Source organism: Amycolatopsis sp. NPDC114505 (genome assembly GCF_055633615.1).
On record NZ_JBVKDV010000002.1, the window covers coordinates 971,905 to 986,823 of the forward strand.

Here is a 14,919-nt window from a genome sequence, read left to right on the forward strand (position 1 = left end):
ACGGGGAGGGTCCGACAGTTTCGCGACCTTCGGCTCGGCGAAGGCAGGCGGCACGTGCGGTACGTCTTTGGTTGGTTGCGGAAGACTGACTCCATGAGCGACGAGGCGAGACGCGCTGTGGTGGAGGCACTGGTCGAGCTTGCGCGAAGCCCTGACCATCGGGACAGGGCGGACGCGGGCCGGAGTCTGGCCGGCTTCGCCGAGATGCCCGAGGCCCGGGGGCCATTGCTGTCGCTCGTGCTCGATGGCGACGATACGTTCGTCACCCGGGTGACGGCGGAAGCCCTGCTTCGGCGTCGAGTTCTCCCGTGACCGGGACGCGGCCGCGCGAGTGTGCGAGGTGCTGGCCCAGGGCGCTGACGAGCAGGTGCGCCGTGGCGCGGACCAACTGAGCGCCGCGCTTGCCGGGATCGATCCGATCCTCCACCCGGCGCAAGATGGCTGACCCGGGCGGGATGCGCGATCGATCAGCCAGGCCGACTTCGCCGCGACGTCGGTGACGGTTGTCCCCGCTTGCTGACGGTGGCGGCTCGTCGACCGCCGTGACCCGGATCCGACCCCTTGCTCGGCGCCTACCGCGCGGGTCCGCGGCGCGCGAGGTCGACGTGGTCGATCCGCAACGTCTCCGCGATCCGGTCCGTCAGCCAGGTCTCCGCCGCCGGGTAGGTCCAGCCGAAGTCGTCGACCAGGCGGCGCCAGGAGGGGTAGCCCAGGAAGTACGCCAGCACTTCGACCGCCTCGCCGGTCGAGCCCGGCAGGGCGCCCAGGTGTCGCAGGCGTTCGGCGACCGCGCCGAGACCGCCGCGGAAGCCCTGCTCGGCCGCGGCCGCCGCGGCCGCCGCTCCTTCGTCGGTGCGGGCCGTCGTGAGCATCAGCTCGAAGACGTCCGCGTACTCCTGGGCGCCGAACCGGGCGGCCGCCACGCAGCCGCGGAGGACTTCGGCCGGGTCTTCGGCCGTGGTGACGCGGTCGGCCGCCTCCTGCAGGCGGGTGTCTCCCGCCGCGCTGGAGACCAGCTCGTCCAGCAACCGCGGCTTTCCGCCCACGCTCGCGTAGACCGTCGCCGCCGCCACCCGCGCGGCCGCCGCGATCTCCTGGATGGTCGTCGCGGCGTAACCGCGCTCGGCGAACAGCCGGCGCGCCGCGTCGAGGATGGCCTGACGCGTCTGTGCGGCGGCCTCCCGGCGGCGGGGCGAGTTGTACGAGGTGGCGGGCACGGCAATGACTATAAGCCAAGCACGTTGACAAGAACGCTACTCTGATGAATATGCGCATCCTCTTGTCGACTGTGCCCGCGCACGGTCACCTGTTCCCGCTGCTGCCGCTGGGGCGGGCCTTGGCGTCGCGCGGTCACCAGGTCGGCGTCCTCACCGCCGGCGCGCTCGCGCCCGCATTGGAGAACGAGCCCCTCGAGCTGGTCGCCGCCGGTCCGGCGATGGACGGAGTGTTCGCCGAATCCGCGCGCCGCAGCGGTGACGACGGCACGACGGTGCCCACCTTCGCGATGGTCGCGACCCTGTTCGCCGACGTCCGGGTCGGGCTGGCCGGAGCCGAATCCCTGCGCGCCGCAAGGGAATGGCGCCCGGACGTGGTCGTGCACGAAGCCACCGACCTGGTCGGCCCGCTGGTCGCGGCCGCGCTCGACGTCCCGCTGCTGACCCACGCGCTCGGCCCCGGCCACCCACCCGAGCTGCTGAAGGCCTTCGCCGAGGCGGCCGCGCCGCGCTACGCCGAGCTCGGCGTCGACATCCCCGTCGAGGCGGTCGGCGGGAAGTACCTGGACATCTGCCCGCCCGCGCTGCAGTTCCCGGGCTGGCAACCGCCCGCCGACCGGGTGCCGCTGCGCCCCGAACCGCACACGGTCCTCCCGTCGGCGCTGCCGGTGTTCGACGCTCCCGCTCCGGGACGCGGCCGGGTGCTGGTCACCTTCGGCACGCACTTCACCGCGCCCGAAATCGTTTCCCCGGTCGTGCGGGGGCTGACGGGGCAGGGCTTCGAGGTCGCCGTCACCGTCGGCCTCGGCCGGTCCGCCGCCGACTACGGTCTCGCGGACGACGTGCGACTGGTCCCGTTCACCCCGATGGCCCGGCTGCTGTCCCAGGTGGACGTCCTGGTCACGCATGGCGGCGCCGGCAGTGTGCTGTCCGGTCTCTCGCGCGGGTTGCCGCTGGTCGTGGTGCCCCAGGCCGCCGACCAGTTCATCCAGGCCGAGCTCGTCGCGGCCGCCGGCGCGGGGGTCGCCGTCCGGCCCGGCGACGATCTCGCGCACGCGCTCGATCGGGCCGCTAGCCCGGCGGTGCGCGAGCGGGCGGGGGCGGTGGCCGCCGAAATCGCCGCGCTGCCCGACGCGGCGGCGCTGGCCGAGTCGTTCGCCGAAATCGTGGAGGCGCGCTGATGGCCGATCGGTACAGCGACCCGGACATGGGGTCGTGGAACGCGAAGATCATCGCCGAGTTCCGCGCCGGCCACGGCAAGGTCGGCGGCGTGTTCGCCGACGTCCCGCTGTTGCTGCTGACCACCGTCGGCGCGCACAGCGGCCGCGAGTCCACCACGCCGCTGGGCTACCTGCCCGACGGCGACCGCCGGATCGTCTTCGCCACCAACGGCGGTCAGGCCCGAAACCCGGCGTGGTACCACAACCTGCTGGCGCAGCCGCGGGTGCGCATCGAGGTCGGCACCGGAACCCGAATCGAGGAGTACGTCTGCACCGCGACGGTGCTGACTGGCGCCGAACGTGACGCGCTGTGGGACGAACAGGAGTCCCGCGCGCCGGTTTTCGCCGAGTACCAAAGCAAAACGGATCGGCTGATCCCGGTCATCGCCTTGGTGTAGCGCCGGGACGGCGTCCTCGAGGCGAGTCCTCGAGGACGCCGAGCGGGTCAGCCCCGGTGCCACTTCTGGTTCGCGCCACCGTGGCAGTCCCACAGGATGAGGGGTGCCCGGTCGTCGCCGTTCCACGCCTTGATGTCGACGCACTTGCCGGACTGCGGGTTGACGAGATCGCCGGCCGGGTTCAGGACGAACTGCTGCGCGGGGTTGCCGCTGCAGGTGGCGACCTGGATGGCCGCGCCGTTCTCACGCGAGCCCCAGGCGACGTCCATGCACATGTTGTTCGGCACCCGCAGCGTGTCGCCGGTGAACGTCCAGTCCTGGGCGATGGTGTTGTTGCAGGTGAACGTCTGCAGCTGGACGCCGTCGGCGAAGTTCCGCTTCGGCACGTCGATGCACTTGCCGTTCCAGTCGCTGATCAGCCTCGTGCCGGCCGGGTGCGACCCGCCGCCGGTGAAGCTGTTCAGGGTGATGCCGGCGGCCCGGGGGCTGCCGTCGTTCACCAAGGACTCGAAGTTGCCGACGTCGTCGAAGGCGAACGCGTAGGCCTTGCCGTCGGCCATGCTCGCGTGCACCAGCTTCGCGTACTGGTTGGTGGGGTTGCTCCGGTAGAAGTCGCCGCCGTTCCCGCCCGGCTGGGTGTCGATCGTGCCGAGGGTGCCGCGGTTGAGCGCGGCGCACAGCGTGCGCGCGATCGGGCCGACGACCTGGTCGTTGGGCGCGCCGAGAGCGCCGTCGCAGCCCCAGACGTTCGCCGAGGACGGCTTGGCGAACGACGCCACCTGCCGGCCGCTGCCGTCGGTGAAGGTCATCGTGGTGCCGGACGTGCGGCCGAAGTACTTGGTGTTCGGCTGGTCGCCGAAGGGGACGACGGTCAGCACCTTGCCGGTGTAGGCGTTCCACGCCGACGAGATGTAGGGGTCGAGGTAGCCGCCGCCGAGCTGTCCGGCGTCCGCCGCCTTGCCCGGGGCCAGGACGCGCAGCACCGTGCCGTCCGCGCGGGTCTGGACCGACCCGGCCCAGCCGGGCTGGGCCTTGATGCCGTTGATGACGCTGTCGCGGCCGCCCGGAACCAGGGAGCCGGTCGACTTCACGGCGCCCGAACCCGTCGTCACGCTCACCGTGTGCGGCACGGCGAACATGTCCACTTGGGAGCTGTTCAGCCAGAGACCGGCGTCGTTGTAGGTGAACTCGCTCCAGTCGAACAGGATGTCGCGGTTGGCGTCGCCGCCCGCCCAGGGCGCGGGCTGGACCAGACCACCCGGGGCGAGGAAGAACTTCAGGCGCTCGCCGAGGGAGAAGTAGACGCGACCGGAGACACCGCGGGGGACCTGGATGGTCGTGGTGCCGCCGTTGCCCGGGCCGGGGATGGAGACGTCGGGTGCCGGCACCGGGGGAGTGCCGCCGGCGCCCCAGGCGGTGAAGCCGCCTCCCGCGGTGACGTACCCCAGCTTGCCGGTGCTCAGGTCGACACCGAGGACGTAGAGGTGGACCGCGTCCGCGCGACCGGTGTCGTTGGTGATGGACAGGGGGAGGAGCGCGGGGCCGGAGGCCGCGGCGGTACCGCCCCACACGGTCGTCGACGCGAACGCCACCAGCGTGACGACGAGCGCGGACAGCTTTCTTCGAATGTGCAAAAGGGGCTCCTTTTCCGGTGGGTGGGACCGTATGCAGGCGCCGCGCGCGCGTCCATGGTCCGGGCGCAGGCAGGGTTCGTAGGTGCAGCGCGGCTGCCCGGACAGCTGTATGGACGGAATGACGGTCAGTAGCCGCTAGGATTCCGCCGTGGCCCGGCACCGGATGGTGGTCGTCCTCATCGAGGACGTGCTGCCCCTCGACTACGCGATCCCGGTCCACGTGTTCGGCCGCGAGGCGCCGGAGGCGTACGACCTGGTGACGGTGTCCGTCGGGGGCGGTCCGGTGCCGGTGGCCGGGGGCACCACGGTGGTGCCGGACGGCGGGCTGGAGCTGCTGCGCCGGGCACACACGATCGTCGTGCCGGGCTACGCCGACGCCGTGGAGCGGGAGCTGCCCGGTTCGCTGCTGCGGGCGCTGACGAGCGCGCACCGCCGGGGCGTGCGGATGGTGTCGATCTGTTCCGGGGCGTTCGCCCTGGCGCGGGCCGGGGTCCTCGACGGGCTGACCGTGACCACCCACTGGTCGTTGTGCGCGGACCTCGCCGAGCGCTTCCCCGCGGTCACGGTCGACCAGTCGGTGCTGGTGGCCGGAACGGATGCGGTGCTGACGTCGGGCGGGGTCACGGCGGGGGTGGACCTGTGCCTGCACCTGCTGAACGCCGACCTGGGACCGGCGGCGGCGCGGCACGTCGCGCGGCGCATCGTCATGGCGCCGCGCCCGGCCGACGGTCAGCGGCAGTTCGTGGAGAAAGCGGTCGTCCCGCCCGGCGACGACGTCATCGCGCGCGCCCGGCAGTGGATGCTCGTGTCGCTGGAGCAGCCTCTCACGGTGAAGGACGTGGCGGCCCGCTTCGCCATGTCGGAGCGCACCTTCCACCGGCGCTTCCGCGAGAAGACCGGCCTGCCGCCGTTGACCTGGCTGCGCGACCAGCGCGTCGCCCGGGCCAAGGAGCTCCTGGAGAGCACGGAACTGTCCATCGAGGACATCGCCCGCCGCGTCGGCTTCGGCACGGCGACCACCTTACGGGTGCAGTTCCGCGGGGTGACCGGGGTTTCGCCCCGCGAGCACCGGAAGTCCTTCACCTTCGGCGACGCCTGACCGTGGCAGTCATCTTTCGGTAGGTGGCAGTGCTGCCACTGTCCGCGGACTCCCGCGGCGCCGAGACTGAGGACATGAACCAGCCGACATTCGTTCTCGTCCACGGCGCACTCACCGATGCCTCGGTGTGGCGCCGGGTTTCCGCGCGCCTGCAAGACGCGGGCCACTCCGTCATCGCGCCGTCCCTGCCCATGCGCGACTTCGACGGCGACATCGCCTACCTCAGGCAGTTCCTGAGCACGCTCACCGGCCCGCTCGTGGTCGCCGCGCACTCCTACGCCGGATCCGTCATCTCGGCTCCTGGCGCTTTGACCGACGACGTCCGGTCGCTGGTGTTCGTCACGGCGTTCCAGCAGGACGCGGGGGAGACGGCGGGCGCGCTCAACGGGAAGTTCCCGGGCAGCCTGCTCGTCCCGGAGAACCTGGTCGTGCGCGAGTACCCGGGCGGCGCGGAGGTCTACCTCCGGCCGGACCGGTTCGGCGAGGTCTACGCCGGTGACGCCAGTGCGCGCGACCAGAAGATCCTGGCCGCCGCCCAGAAGCCGTTCGACCCGGTGACCTTGGAGGGCAGCTTCGCGGAGGCAGCCAGCTGGCACGCTCTGCCGTCGTGGGCGGTGGTGTCCACTCGGGACAACTCGATCCCGACGGAGGCTCAGCGGTGGATGGCCGAGCGGGCGTGCTCCACGGTCGTGGAGGTCGACTCCTCCCACGCCGTTCCGCTGGTGCACCCGGAGGTGGTGGCCCGGACGATCCTCACGGCGGCGGACTGCTGACGAGGAGCGTCGTTGTGGCCGAGATCCCGGAGGAGCTGGTGACTTACGGTCCGGTGAAGTGCGCGCGGTCACCGGACGGGCTCGGGCTGAGCAGCCCGTCTCCAGCATGACGGTCGGAACGGTGATCGGCGGCTCTTCCGCGAGGAGGTCTTCGGTGCGCTGGTAGCGGGGATCGCCCTAGACGAGGCCGAAGCGGTGGCGGTAGGAGTGGACGACCATGTCGACGAAGTCGGGGTTGTGCAAGCTCACCGGGAAAGCGGCGTCGGCGCGTAGCCGGCGAGGACCGCCGAGCCGATGCCGAGCGCGTCCATGAACTCGACGAGGTCGTGGCCCAGCGCGGCTTGCTGACCCGACCGCATGGTCGATCCGTCGCGGAACGACGTGGCGCCGAACCCCCGGAGGTAGGGAGCGAGCACGCGGGCGCCCCGGGCGGCCAGCCGCGGGGCGACCTCGTCGAACGACCGCACGTCGTAAGGAAAGCCGTGGAGCAGGATGACCGGCTCGCCGTCCGCCGGGCCCGTCCGCTCGTACGCGACGTCCAGCTCGGAGGTCGAGACGAAGCCCATCACTTCGCCATCACCGCGCGCCGGACGGTGTCGCGCAGCAGCGTGCGGCGTCTGTCGTGGTCCTCGGACGCCTCCTCCGCGGTGGCCGCGTACACGTTGCTGACCGGGGACCAGGCCATCGACATCGCGATGACGACCGCCATCACGTCGAACGGGTCGCCCGGGAGCACCAGGCCGGCGGCCTGCGCCTCGGCGATCGCCCGCAGCTTGCGGTCGTCGAGGCGGTCTGCGTCGGCGACGAGGTGGCCGGCCGGGCGGCGCTCCAGGCGGGCCCACGTGGCCAGGCGGATCAGGTCGGGGCGGCGCAGGTACTCGTCGTAGAGGCGCACGGCCCAGTCCGCGAGGTCGGTGGCGTCGATCGGGACGACGTTGACGATCCGCTCCAGCGACGCGAAGAAGATCGCGTCGAACAGCGCGTCCTTGTTGCCGAAGTACGCGTAGAGCTGGGCCTTGTTGGTGCGGGCCGCGCCCACGATCCGCTCGATGCGGGCGCCCGCGATCCCGTGCTCCGCGAACTCACTGGTCGCGGCCTCGAGGATGCGGTCGCGGGTCGCGGTGCCGCGGGCGGTCGTGGGGTGGTCGGCCATCGGGCGAGCCTACCAAACAGAACAGTTGGTTTGCTTTTTCGCGAGACCGTGCCTACGGTGAAATAGACCGAACAGTCTGTTTGAAGAGGAGCCGGGATGCGGACGACCACGGGATGGGGAGCGGACGGCGGAGACCCGGTGCTGCGGCAGGTACCGGTCGAACGACGGGACCTGCGGCCGGACGACGTCGCGGTCCGGGTCGGGTACTGCGGGGTCTGCCACACCGACCTCCACTCCCTCGACGCCCACTCCGGCGGCCTGCTCGTGCCGGGCCACGAGTTCACCGGCGTGGTGACCGGGATCGGGACCGAGGTGACGCGGTTCGCCGTCGGTGACGCGGTCGCCGTCGGCAACATCGTCGACTCGTGCGGGGTCTGCGTGATGTGCGAAGCCGGGCAGGAGAACTTCTGCCGCGAGTTCCCGACCCTCACCTACGGCGGCACCGATCGCCGCGACGGCTCGACGACGTCGGGTGGGTACACGCGGGACTACGTCGTCCGCGACCGCTTCACCCACCTCCTGCCCGCCGGGCTCGACCCGGCCGCCGCGGCACCGCTGCTCTGCGCCGGGATCACCGTCTGGGAGCCGCTGCACAGCCTCGGCGTGGGGCCGGGCACGCGGGTCGCCGTCGCCGGGCTCGGGGGCCTCGGGCACCTGGCGGTCAAGTTCGCCGTGGCGCTGGGCGCGGAGACGACCGTCGTCAGCCGGACGGCGGACAAGGCCGCCGACGCTCGCCGGCTGGGTGCCGGCGGTGTCGTCGTCTCCACCGACGCGGACCAGGTGGCCGCCGCCCGGGATCGGTTCGACGTCGTCATCGACACCATCGCCGTGCCGCACGACCTCGGTCCGTACCTGGGCCTCGTCGCCATGGACGGAACGCTCAGCCAGGTCGGGTACCTCGGGCCGGTGACCGTGCGGACGATGGACTTGCTGGTGGGGCGCAAGAAGCTCACCTCGGGCGGCAGCGGCGGCCTGCCCGCCACCGCCGCCATGCTGGCCTTCTGCGCCGAACACGGCGTCACCGCGGACGTCGAGGTCCTCCCGTCGGCGCGGGTCAACGAGGCCCTGGACCGGTTGCGGCGCAACGACGTCCGCTACCGGTTCGTCCTGGACCTGGCGGACCTGGACCGGGTCACGACCCCAGCGTGAACCGTTGTGCGGTCGTCGTGTTGCAGTCGAAGATCCGGAGCCGGTCACCCGGCTTGCCGGCGTTGTCCGGGTCGTCGAGGCAACGTCCCGAGCCGACGTTGCGCAGCGTCCCGTCCGAGGCCGACGTCCATTGCTGCGCGGCGGAACCGTTGCAGTCCCACAGCTGCACGGGCGTGGCGTTTGCCGTCGCGCCGTTGACGACGTCGAGGCACTTCCCGAGCGTCCGCAGGGAACCGTTGCCCGGTGCGCTCCACCGCTGCGCGTCGGTGCCGTTGCAGCCGTACAGCTGCACCGCCGAGCCCGACGCGGGATAGGCGTCGGCGACGTCGGTGCAGAGCCCGGCCGGACCGGTCAGCGGCGCCGGTGGGAACTGCCACGTCTGGTCGCTGGTGGTGGCGCAGTCGGCGAGGCGCATGCCGTCGCCGGCCGCCGTCGCGGCGAGGCAGCGGCCGGAGTTCACCAGCTGGCCCGCCGCGGTCAGGCGCCACGTCTGGGCGGCGGTGCCGTTGCAGGTGTAGAGCTGGATCGGCGTCCCCGCGGCCGTCGAGCCGCCGGCCACGTCGAGGCACTTGCCGAGGACGCGCACCGTGCCGCCGCCGGCGGGCGGGGTGAGCTGCTGGCCCGCCGAGTGGTCGCACGCGGCCAGCTCCAGCGCCGTGCCGTCGGTCGTCTGTCCGTTGTGGACGGCCAGGCAGAGCCCGCCGCGGCCGGACACCTGGCCCGCGGCGGGGTTGTCGGCGGCGCTGCCGGTCAGCGTCACCGTGTGCCGTGCGGTCGACGAAAGGCTCGCCGTCGTCACCGTGACCGTGCGGGAGTGGGCGTTGTACGCCCACGCCGTCTCCGGCAGCCGCTGGCCGTCGACGGAGACGGCGGTCGGCGCGGCGGAGTTGGCCAGCCGGAGGGTGTAGGCCCGGGCCGGGGCGGTCCCCGACGCCGGGTCGACGGTCAGGGTCTTCGCCGAGTCCTGCCAGCCGAACCGGGTGGTCGACGACGCCCCGGCGCCCTCGCCCGAGTCCTCGTCGAGGGAGAAGGTCCCGTCGGCGCCCGCGGTCACGTTCAGCGTGAGCTGGTCGAGCGGCGCGGCCGCGTTGTCGACGTAGTTGGTGCGCATCGGCACGATGCCGCCGGCCTTGACCAGGACCGGCATCTCCGACAGCGGCTTGGTGATCGTGGCCGTCGACGGTCCGGTGTAGACGGTGCCGGTGAAGTAGTCGGTCCAGGTGCCCGGCGGGATCCACGCCGACACCGACCCGCCCGCGGCGGTGATCGGGGCGACGAGGACGTTGTCGCCGTAGAGGTATTCCTGCGGGTGGGTGTAGGCCGCGTCCTGGTCCGGGTAGTTCAGGTAGAGCGGCTGCGTGATCGGCACGCCGGTCTGGTTCGCCTGCTTCGCCAGGGTGTAGGTGTACGGGACGAGGGATTCCCGCAGGCGCAGGAACTTCTCCGCGCTGTCGCCCGCCGCGCCGGGGTAGTCCCACGGCAGCCGGTCGCCGTGGTCGGAGTGCAGCCGGTCGACCGGCTGGAACGTCCCCAGCTGCAGCCACCGCGCGTAGAGCTCGTCGGGCAGGTGACCGCCGTGGAAGCTGCCGATGTCGTGGCTGACGTTGCTGAGCCCCGCGGCCGCCTCGTCCGGCGTGAAGTGGGCTTCGTAGGCGAGCATGTCCCAGCTCAGCGGCGTGTCGCCGGTGAACTGCAGCGTGTTCCGGCGCTCCGACCACGGGCCGAGCGGGTAGCTGCTGTGGATGCCGCCCTGCTCGGCGCCGCCGATGCGCCCGAAGGAGAAGCCGCGCAGGCCCTGGGCGGCCGCGTGGTCGGCGTAGGCCTGGTTGATGAAGTTGTCCGGCGCGACGCCCGGGTCCGACGCCGTCGAACGGCCGCAACTCGTGCAGTAGTCCAGCCACCACGTCCGGACGCCCTGGGCGTCGAACGGCTGGTGCAGGTCGAAGTAGGAACGCAGGTGCGCCGGCTTCGACCAGTCCCAGACGTAGTTCCCGCCGTCGGGGATCAGACCGCCCGCGGTCGCGTTCGTGGCCGCGAACCGCGGATCGTTGCCCGCGATGGACGTGTGGACGTTCAACGAGACGGCCAGACCTTGCTGCTTGGTCCAGTTCAGGAAGCCTTGCGGGTCGGGGAAGAGCGCGGAGTTCCAGTTCCAGCCGTTCCACTGCGAGGGCGACTTCCAGTCCGTGTCGACGACCAGCCAGTCGATCGGGGTGAAGGTCGAGCGGAACTTCGGCAGCAGGCTCGTGCGGTAGTCGTTGTCCGAGTAGGCGAAGTAGCGGGAGAACCAGACGCCGTAGGCCGAGCGCGGCAGCAGCGCGGTGCCCCCGGTGAGCGCGTTGAGGTCGGCGAGCCCCTGCTTGAAGTTCTTGCCGTAGCCGAAGAAGTACCCGTCCTGGTAGGGCTGCGTGCCGTGCGACGCCCGGTCCGTGATCGTGCGGTCGGCGTTGAGGACGGCCGAGCGGGTGTCGTCGAGCAGGTACCAGCCGTCGCGGTCGAGCAGGCCGGGGTGTTCCGGCGTCGGGACGGCTTCCGGGTTGTCCAGCGAGCGGTCCCAGCCGCCCAGCACCGACTTCGGCCCCGCACCGTAGGCGGTGGTGAGCAGCGACGTGTCGGCGGCGGGGTAGCCGGCCGCGGCCGTGGTGACGGCGAGGCTGTCGAGGTTGACGTTGCCGGAGTCGCCGGACTTCCGTTCCACGCGCAGGGAGTTCGTCCCGGCGTTCAGGGGCACGGTCACCGACGCGGTCGCCCAGGTGTCCCACGACGACGTGGCCGGCAGCGTGAACTGCGGGCCGGGAGCGCCGTTGACCGTGGTGGACAGGGTGCGGGTGGTGTTCTGGCCGTCGCCGCCCTGGGCGTTCGCGTAGCGGACCGTCAGCTTGTACTGCCCGGCCGACGGCACGGCCGAGACGTCTTGCGCGAGCGACGCTCCGACCGAGGTGAATCCGGCCAGGAATCCGGATCCGGTGCGCCCGGCGTGGTCGTAGGCGGTCGCCGCCGAGCCGCCTGGGACGCTGTTCTCGGCTTCGCACGCCGTCGCGAAGGCGCAGTAGGACGGGAACAGCGGCGCGGCGGTGACGTTCGTCGTCGTGAGCTGGACGGAGGTGTTGTCCCGGGTGAACGGGCCACTGCCCTGCCGGTACCGCAGCGTCAGGCTCGCGGTCCGGATCTCGCGGTAGCCACCGCTGACCGTGGTCGTGTAGCCCGGCGCGGGGAAGGACCGGTTCACGGCGGTGAAGGTGGCCTGGTCCTGGAACCGGTCGTCGCCGGCGTACTCGAGCCGGATCAGCGTCGGGGTCAGCACCTGGAACCGCGCGTGGCCATCTTGGACGACGGCCTGGTCCGCCTGTACGGCTGGGGTGGTCTGCGCGGCCGCGGGCGCCGCGGCCATGGTCAGGATCGCCACCACCGTGAGGACCGTCTTCGTCGACTGTGATCGGATCACGCGCACTCCTCGTCCACGCTCCGGACCGGTGATCGTCCGCACCCACTGTCAACGTTGTCCACCGGACAAGTCAGCCGCCGAATGCAGGCACCGTCCGGTCACTCACGGTTCGATCACCAGCTCGGCGATGCGGTCCCCGTCCAGCGTGAACCGGAACTGCAGGTCGGCGACTCCGCCGGGGAAGTTGCCCTCGAGGTGGTGGACCGCGACGTAGTGCTCGTCGTCGACGCGGTGGGCCGCGGTGAGCGTCGCGGTGTACGTGTACTCGCTCGCGGCGCGGGAAAGCCAGGCGCGGATCTCGGGTTTGCCGCGGTAGGTCTTGCCTTCGTCGGTGACGACGGCGTCCTCGGTGTAGCTGGCCAGCGCCGGGTCGAGGTCGCGAGCCTGGTGGGCGGTCAGGTAGCCGGTGATCAGCGCGGGCAGGGTTTCTGTCGTTTCAGTCATGCCGACCACGGTGGGGCCTCCCCCGGGGAGAGGGTCAAGCGAGGCGGGTGCACAGTGGTGGGGTGTCCCGTGGAGTGACGATCGGCGAGTTCGCGCAGCTGACGCACCTGAGTGTGCGGACCCTGCGCCGGTACCACGAGTCCGGGCTGCTGGAGCCCGCGTCGGTCGACCCCGCCAGCGGCTACCGGTACTACACCGCGGACCAGATCCCCGCCGCGCAGGTCATCCACCGGCTGCGGGAGCTGGACGTGCCCCTGGCCGACGTGGCCAAGATCCTCGCCACCGAAGACGCGGCGGAACGAGCGGGCCTGGTCGGCGGGCACCTGCGGCGGCTGGAGGAGGAGCTGGAGCGGACCCGGACGGCGGTGGTGTCGTTGCGGCGGCTGCTGCGTCCCGACGACGGCGGCCTGGACGTCGAGCTGCACTCGGTGGCGGCGAGGACGGTCGCCGCGGTCGAGGGCGTCGTCGACCACGCCGACGTGCTGTCCTGGTTCGGCGAGGCGATGGCCGAGCTCGACGCCGCGGTCGCCGGCCTGCCCCCGCTCGGGCCGCCGGGTGGCCGCTACGCCAACGAGCTGTTCACCGGCGGGCGGGGCGCGGTCCTGGTCCACCGGCCGGTCGCCGAGCCGCCGGCCCGCGGCCGGGTGCGGCCCGTGCACCTCCCGGGCGCCGAACTCGCCGTCGTCGTCCATTCCGGACCCCACGACGACATCGACGTCACCTACGGCCGGCTCGGCGCCTGGGTGATCGACCACGCCCTCACCGTGGCCGGCCCCGTCCACGAGACGTATCTCGTCGGCCCGCGCGACGACCCCGATCCGGCGAGCTGGCGGACCGAGATCGGCTGGCCGGTGTTCCGGCTCGCGTCTTCGCCCTGACCGCGGCGAGCCCAGCGGAATTGAAGGGGTTCGACGGATTCCGGCCGTCGACATCGCCGTCCCGTTCGCGAAGCTCCCGGTTCGCGAACGGGACGGCGACGACTTGTGTTGCCGTGCCTCAGGAGGTGCTGCAGCTGACGCTGGGCCAGTTCCAGTTCCCGTTGTGCTGAATGGTGACGCCCCAGTTGTTGCCGCTCCCGTTGGGCGTCGCGACGAGGACCTGACTGCTGGGCCACGTCGCGTTGATGTTCCAGGTCGCGCTGATCCGCGCCGGGCTCGGCACGGTCATGGTGACCGTCCACGCACTGGCGCCGCTCACCGAGACGTTGAGGTTGTACCGGTCACTCCACGACTGTCCCGCCGACAGCGAGGCCGTGCAGCTCCCGCCACCCGGTGTCGTGGTCGGGGTGGTCGGCGTGGTCGGCGTGGTGGTGCCCGTCGGTGTCGTCGTCGGTGTCGTGGTGGTGCCACCACCGGAGTTGAGGACGTTCAGCACCGAGTTGTAGGCGGACTTCTTGTTCCCGTTGCCGTCGAACAGAAGCGGGCTCTCGCCGGACCGCCAGGAGTCGCTGTCCCGCACGCCCCACACCGTGATGCCGACGCAGCGCGCGACGTTCATGCACGCCTGGGTCAGCGCCGCGTACTGCGACGTGGACGCGTTCGTGACGTCGACCTCGGTCAGTGCCACGTCGACGCCGAGCGCCGCGAAGCTGGAGATCGTCGTCTGCAGGCTGCTCGGGACCGAGCTGCCGCCGGTGAAGTGGGCCTGCAGGCCGACGCAGTCGATCGGGACGCCGCGGGACTTGAAGTCCCGCACCATGTTGTACACGCCCTGGGTCTTGCCGTAGTTCCAGTTGTCGATGTTGTAGTCGTTGTAGCAGAGCTTGGTCGACGGGTCGGCCGCGCGGGCGGTCTTGAACGCGACCTCGATCCAGTCGTTGCCGGTGCTCTGCAGGTTGGACGAGCGGCGGCTGCCGTCCTCGTTGAAGGCTTCGTTGACGACGTCCCAATAGGCGAGTTTGCCCTGGTAGTGGGCCATCACCTTCTGGATGTGGTTGATCATGGCGTTGCGGAGGTTGCTGCCGCCCATGTTCTGCATCCAGCCCGGCTGCTGGGCGTGCCAGGCGAGGGTGTGGCCGCGGACCTTGGCGCCGTGGCTGACGGCCCAGTTGTAGATCTGGTCGCCGGACGAGAAGTTGAACTGGTTCTGGTTCGGCTCGGTCGCGTCGGGCTTCATCTCGTTCTCGGGCGTCACCATGTTGAACTCACGGGCCGCGATCGTGGTGTAGGCCGAGTTGCCGAGCTTGCTCGCGGCGATCGCGGTGCCGAAGTACCGGCCGGACTGCGCGGCCGCGGCTCCGAGCGTGCTGGCCGCGGCATCGGCGCCCGGTGCGGTGATCAGAACAGCGGCTGTCGCGGCCACGGTGGCCACTCCGGCCAGTGCCCGGGTGGCGGGCGACCGCCACCACCTGCGCGGGCCCGGCGAACTTCCTGCCATCGGTGGTCTCCTTA

Annotated in this window: 14 protein-coding genes; 7 read left to right on the plus strand and 7 right to left on the minus strand. The window is 71.6% G+C overall.

What is annotated here, in order from left to right; translation table 11 throughout:
* The first annotated feature begins 93 nt into the window (after nucleotides 1-93).
* On the plus strand, nucleotides 94-312 hold the full coding sequence (locus ACZ7OU_RS22610; RefSeq protein ID WP_470256542.1) for a hypothetical protein: 219 nt from the start codon (nucleotides 94-96) through the stop codon (nucleotides 310-312).
* A 260-nt stretch (nucleotides 313-572) separates the two neighbouring features.
* Here ACZ7OU_RS22610 and ACZ7OU_RS22615 read toward each other — a convergent pair whose 3' ends face one another.
* Nucleotides 573-1,217 (minus strand): TetR/AcrR family transcriptional regulator, encoded by a 645-nt coding sequence (locus ACZ7OU_RS22615; protein ID WP_470256543.1) that lies wholly within the window; start codon nucleotides 1,215-1,217, stop codon nucleotides 573-575.
* Between the two features lie 50 nt (nucleotides 1,218-1,267).
* Here ACZ7OU_RS22615 and ACZ7OU_RS22620 point away from each other — a divergent pair, with 50 nt between their 5' ends.
* Together ACZ7OU_RS22620 and ACZ7OU_RS22625 are read left to right on the plus strand one after the other, a co-directional pair.
* The gene (locus tag ACZ7OU_RS22620) at nucleotides 1,268-2,395 is read left to right on the plus strand and encodes a glycosyltransferase (protein WP_470256544.1); all 1,128 of its coding nucleotides are present in this window, start codon (nucleotides 1,268-1,270) and stop codon (nucleotides 2,393-2,395) included.
* The gene (locus ACZ7OU_RS22625; RefSeq protein ID WP_470256545.1) at nucleotides 2,395-2,832 is read left to right on the plus strand and encodes a nitroreductase/quinone reductase family protein; all 438 of its coding nucleotides are present in this window, start codon (nucleotides 2,395-2,397) and stop codon (nucleotides 2,830-2,832) included. The genes ACZ7OU_RS22620 and ACZ7OU_RS22625 overlap by 1 nt, the downstream gene beginning before the upstream one ends.
* Nucleotides 2,833-2,879: 47 nt before the next feature.
* On the opposite strand, the gene ACZ7OU_RS22630 is transcribed toward ACZ7OU_RS22625, so the two are convergent.
* Nucleotides 2,880-4,466 (minus strand): beta-1,3-glucanase family protein, encoded by a 1,587-nt coding sequence (locus tag ACZ7OU_RS22630; RefSeq protein WP_470256546.1) that lies wholly within the window; start codon nucleotides 4,464-4,466, stop codon nucleotides 2,880-2,882.
* Nucleotides 4,467-4,614: 148 nt separating this feature from the next.
* Here ACZ7OU_RS22630 and ACZ7OU_RS22635 point away from each other — a divergent pair, with 148 nt between their 5' ends.
* Both ACZ7OU_RS22635 and ACZ7OU_RS22640 read left to right on the plus strand, forming a co-directional pair.
* Nucleotides 4,615-5,565, plus strand: coding sequence for a GlxA family transcriptional regulator (locus ACZ7OU_RS22635; protein WP_470256547.1), 951 nt, complete (start codon nucleotides 4,615-4,617; stop codon nucleotides 5,563-5,565).
* Between the two features lie 74 nt (nucleotides 5,566-5,639).
* Complete coding sequence (locus tag ACZ7OU_RS22640; RefSeq protein ID WP_470256548.1) at nucleotides 5,640-6,338, plus strand: alpha/beta fold hydrolase; 699 nt, start codon at nucleotides 5,640-5,642, stop codon at nucleotides 6,336-6,338.
* Between the two features lie 245 nt (nucleotides 6,339-6,583).
* Here the strand turns inward: ACZ7OU_RS22640 and ACZ7OU_RS22645 are convergent, their stop codons facing one another.
* Nucleotides 6,584-6,904 (minus strand): alpha/beta fold hydrolase, encoded by a 321-nt coding sequence (locus tag ACZ7OU_RS22645; protein WP_470256549.1) that lies wholly within the window; start codon nucleotides 6,902-6,904, stop codon nucleotides 6,584-6,586.
* Nucleotides 6,904-7,491, minus strand: a complete 588-nt coding sequence (locus tag ACZ7OU_RS22650; protein WP_470256550.1) for a TetR/AcrR family transcriptional regulator — start codon at nucleotides 7,489-7,491, stop codon at nucleotides 6,904-6,906. The genes ACZ7OU_RS22645 and ACZ7OU_RS22650 overlap by 1 nt, the downstream gene beginning before the upstream one ends.
* A gap of 96 nt (nucleotides 7,492-7,587) precedes the next feature.
* Between ACZ7OU_RS22650 and ACZ7OU_RS22655 the strand changes: the two genes are divergently transcribed.
* Nucleotides 7,588-8,640, plus strand: a complete 1,053-nt coding sequence (locus ACZ7OU_RS22655; protein ID WP_470256551.1) for an NAD(P)-dependent alcohol dehydrogenase — start codon at nucleotides 7,588-7,590, stop codon at nucleotides 8,638-8,640.
* Here ACZ7OU_RS22655 and ACZ7OU_RS22660 read toward each other — a convergent pair.
* Nucleotides 8,624-12,085: a ricin-type beta-trefoil lectin domain protein gene (locus ACZ7OU_RS22660; protein WP_470256552.1), complete on the minus strand. Its 3,462-nt coding sequence runs from the start codon at nucleotides 12,083-12,085 to the stop codon at nucleotides 8,624-8,626. The two genes, ACZ7OU_RS22655 and ACZ7OU_RS22660, sit on opposite strands and share 17 nt — an antisense overlap.
* A gap of 102 nt (nucleotides 12,086-12,187) precedes the next feature.
* Nucleotides 12,188-12,529, minus strand: a complete 342-nt coding sequence (locus ACZ7OU_RS22665) for a nuclear transport factor 2 family protein (protein ID WP_470238125.1) — start codon at nucleotides 12,527-12,529, stop codon at nucleotides 12,188-12,190.
* A gap of 62 nt (nucleotides 12,530-12,591) precedes the next feature.
* On the opposite strand from ACZ7OU_RS22665, the gene ACZ7OU_RS22670 reads away from it, so the two are divergent.
* Entirely contained in the window at nucleotides 12,592-13,407 is an 816-nt protein-coding gene (locus ACZ7OU_RS22670) for a MerR family transcriptional regulator (protein ID WP_470256553.1), read from the plus strand.
* A 118-nt stretch (nucleotides 13,408-13,525) separates the two neighbouring features.
* On the opposite strand, the gene ACZ7OU_RS22675 is transcribed toward ACZ7OU_RS22670, so the two are convergent.
* Nucleotides 13,526-14,905, minus strand: coding sequence for a glycoside hydrolase family 10 protein (locus ACZ7OU_RS22675; protein ID WP_470256554.1), 1,380 nt, complete (start codon nucleotides 14,903-14,905; stop codon nucleotides 13,526-13,528).
* Nucleotides 14,906-14,919: the final 14 nt, after the last annotated feature.

What these genes read in the sequence shown, in the direction of transcription:
- ACZ7OU_RS22610 (WP_470256542.1), top strand. Translation starts at nt 94, where the DNA reads ATGAGCGACGAGGCGAGACGCGCTGTGGTGGAGGCACTGGTCGAGCTT.
- ACZ7OU_RS22620 (WP_470256544.1), top strand. Translation starts at nt 1,268, where the DNA reads ATGCGCATCCTCTTGTCGACTGTGCCCGCGCACGGTCACCTGTTCCCG.
- ACZ7OU_RS22625 (WP_470256545.1), top strand. Translation starts at nt 2,395, where the DNA reads ATGGCCGATCGGTACAGCGACCCGGACATGGGGTCGTGGAACGCGAAG.
- ACZ7OU_RS22640 (WP_470256548.1), top strand. Translation starts at nt 5,640, where the DNA reads ATGAACCAGCCGACATTCGTTCTCGTCCACGGCGCACTCACCGATGCC.
- ACZ7OU_RS22645 (WP_470256549.1), bottom strand. Translation starts at nt 6,904, where the DNA reads ATGGGCTTCGTCTCGACCTCCGAGCTGGACGTCGCGTACGAGCGGACG.
- ACZ7OU_RS22650 (WP_470256550.1), bottom strand. Translation starts at nt 7,491, where the DNA reads ATGGCCGACCACCCCACGACCGCCCGCGGCACCGCGACCCGCGACCGC.
- ACZ7OU_RS22655 (WP_470256551.1), top strand. Translation starts at nt 7,588, where the DNA reads ATGCGGACGACCACGGGATGGGGAGCGGACGGCGGAGACCCGGTGCTG.
- ACZ7OU_RS22665 (WP_470238125.1), bottom strand. Translation starts at nt 12,529, where the DNA reads ATGACTGAAACGACAGAAACCCTGCCCGCGCTGATCACCGGCTACCTG.
- ACZ7OU_RS22675 (WP_470256554.1), bottom strand. Translation starts at nt 14,905, where the DNA reads ATGGCAGGAAGTTCGCCGGGCCCGCGCAGGTGGTGGCGGTCGCCCGCC.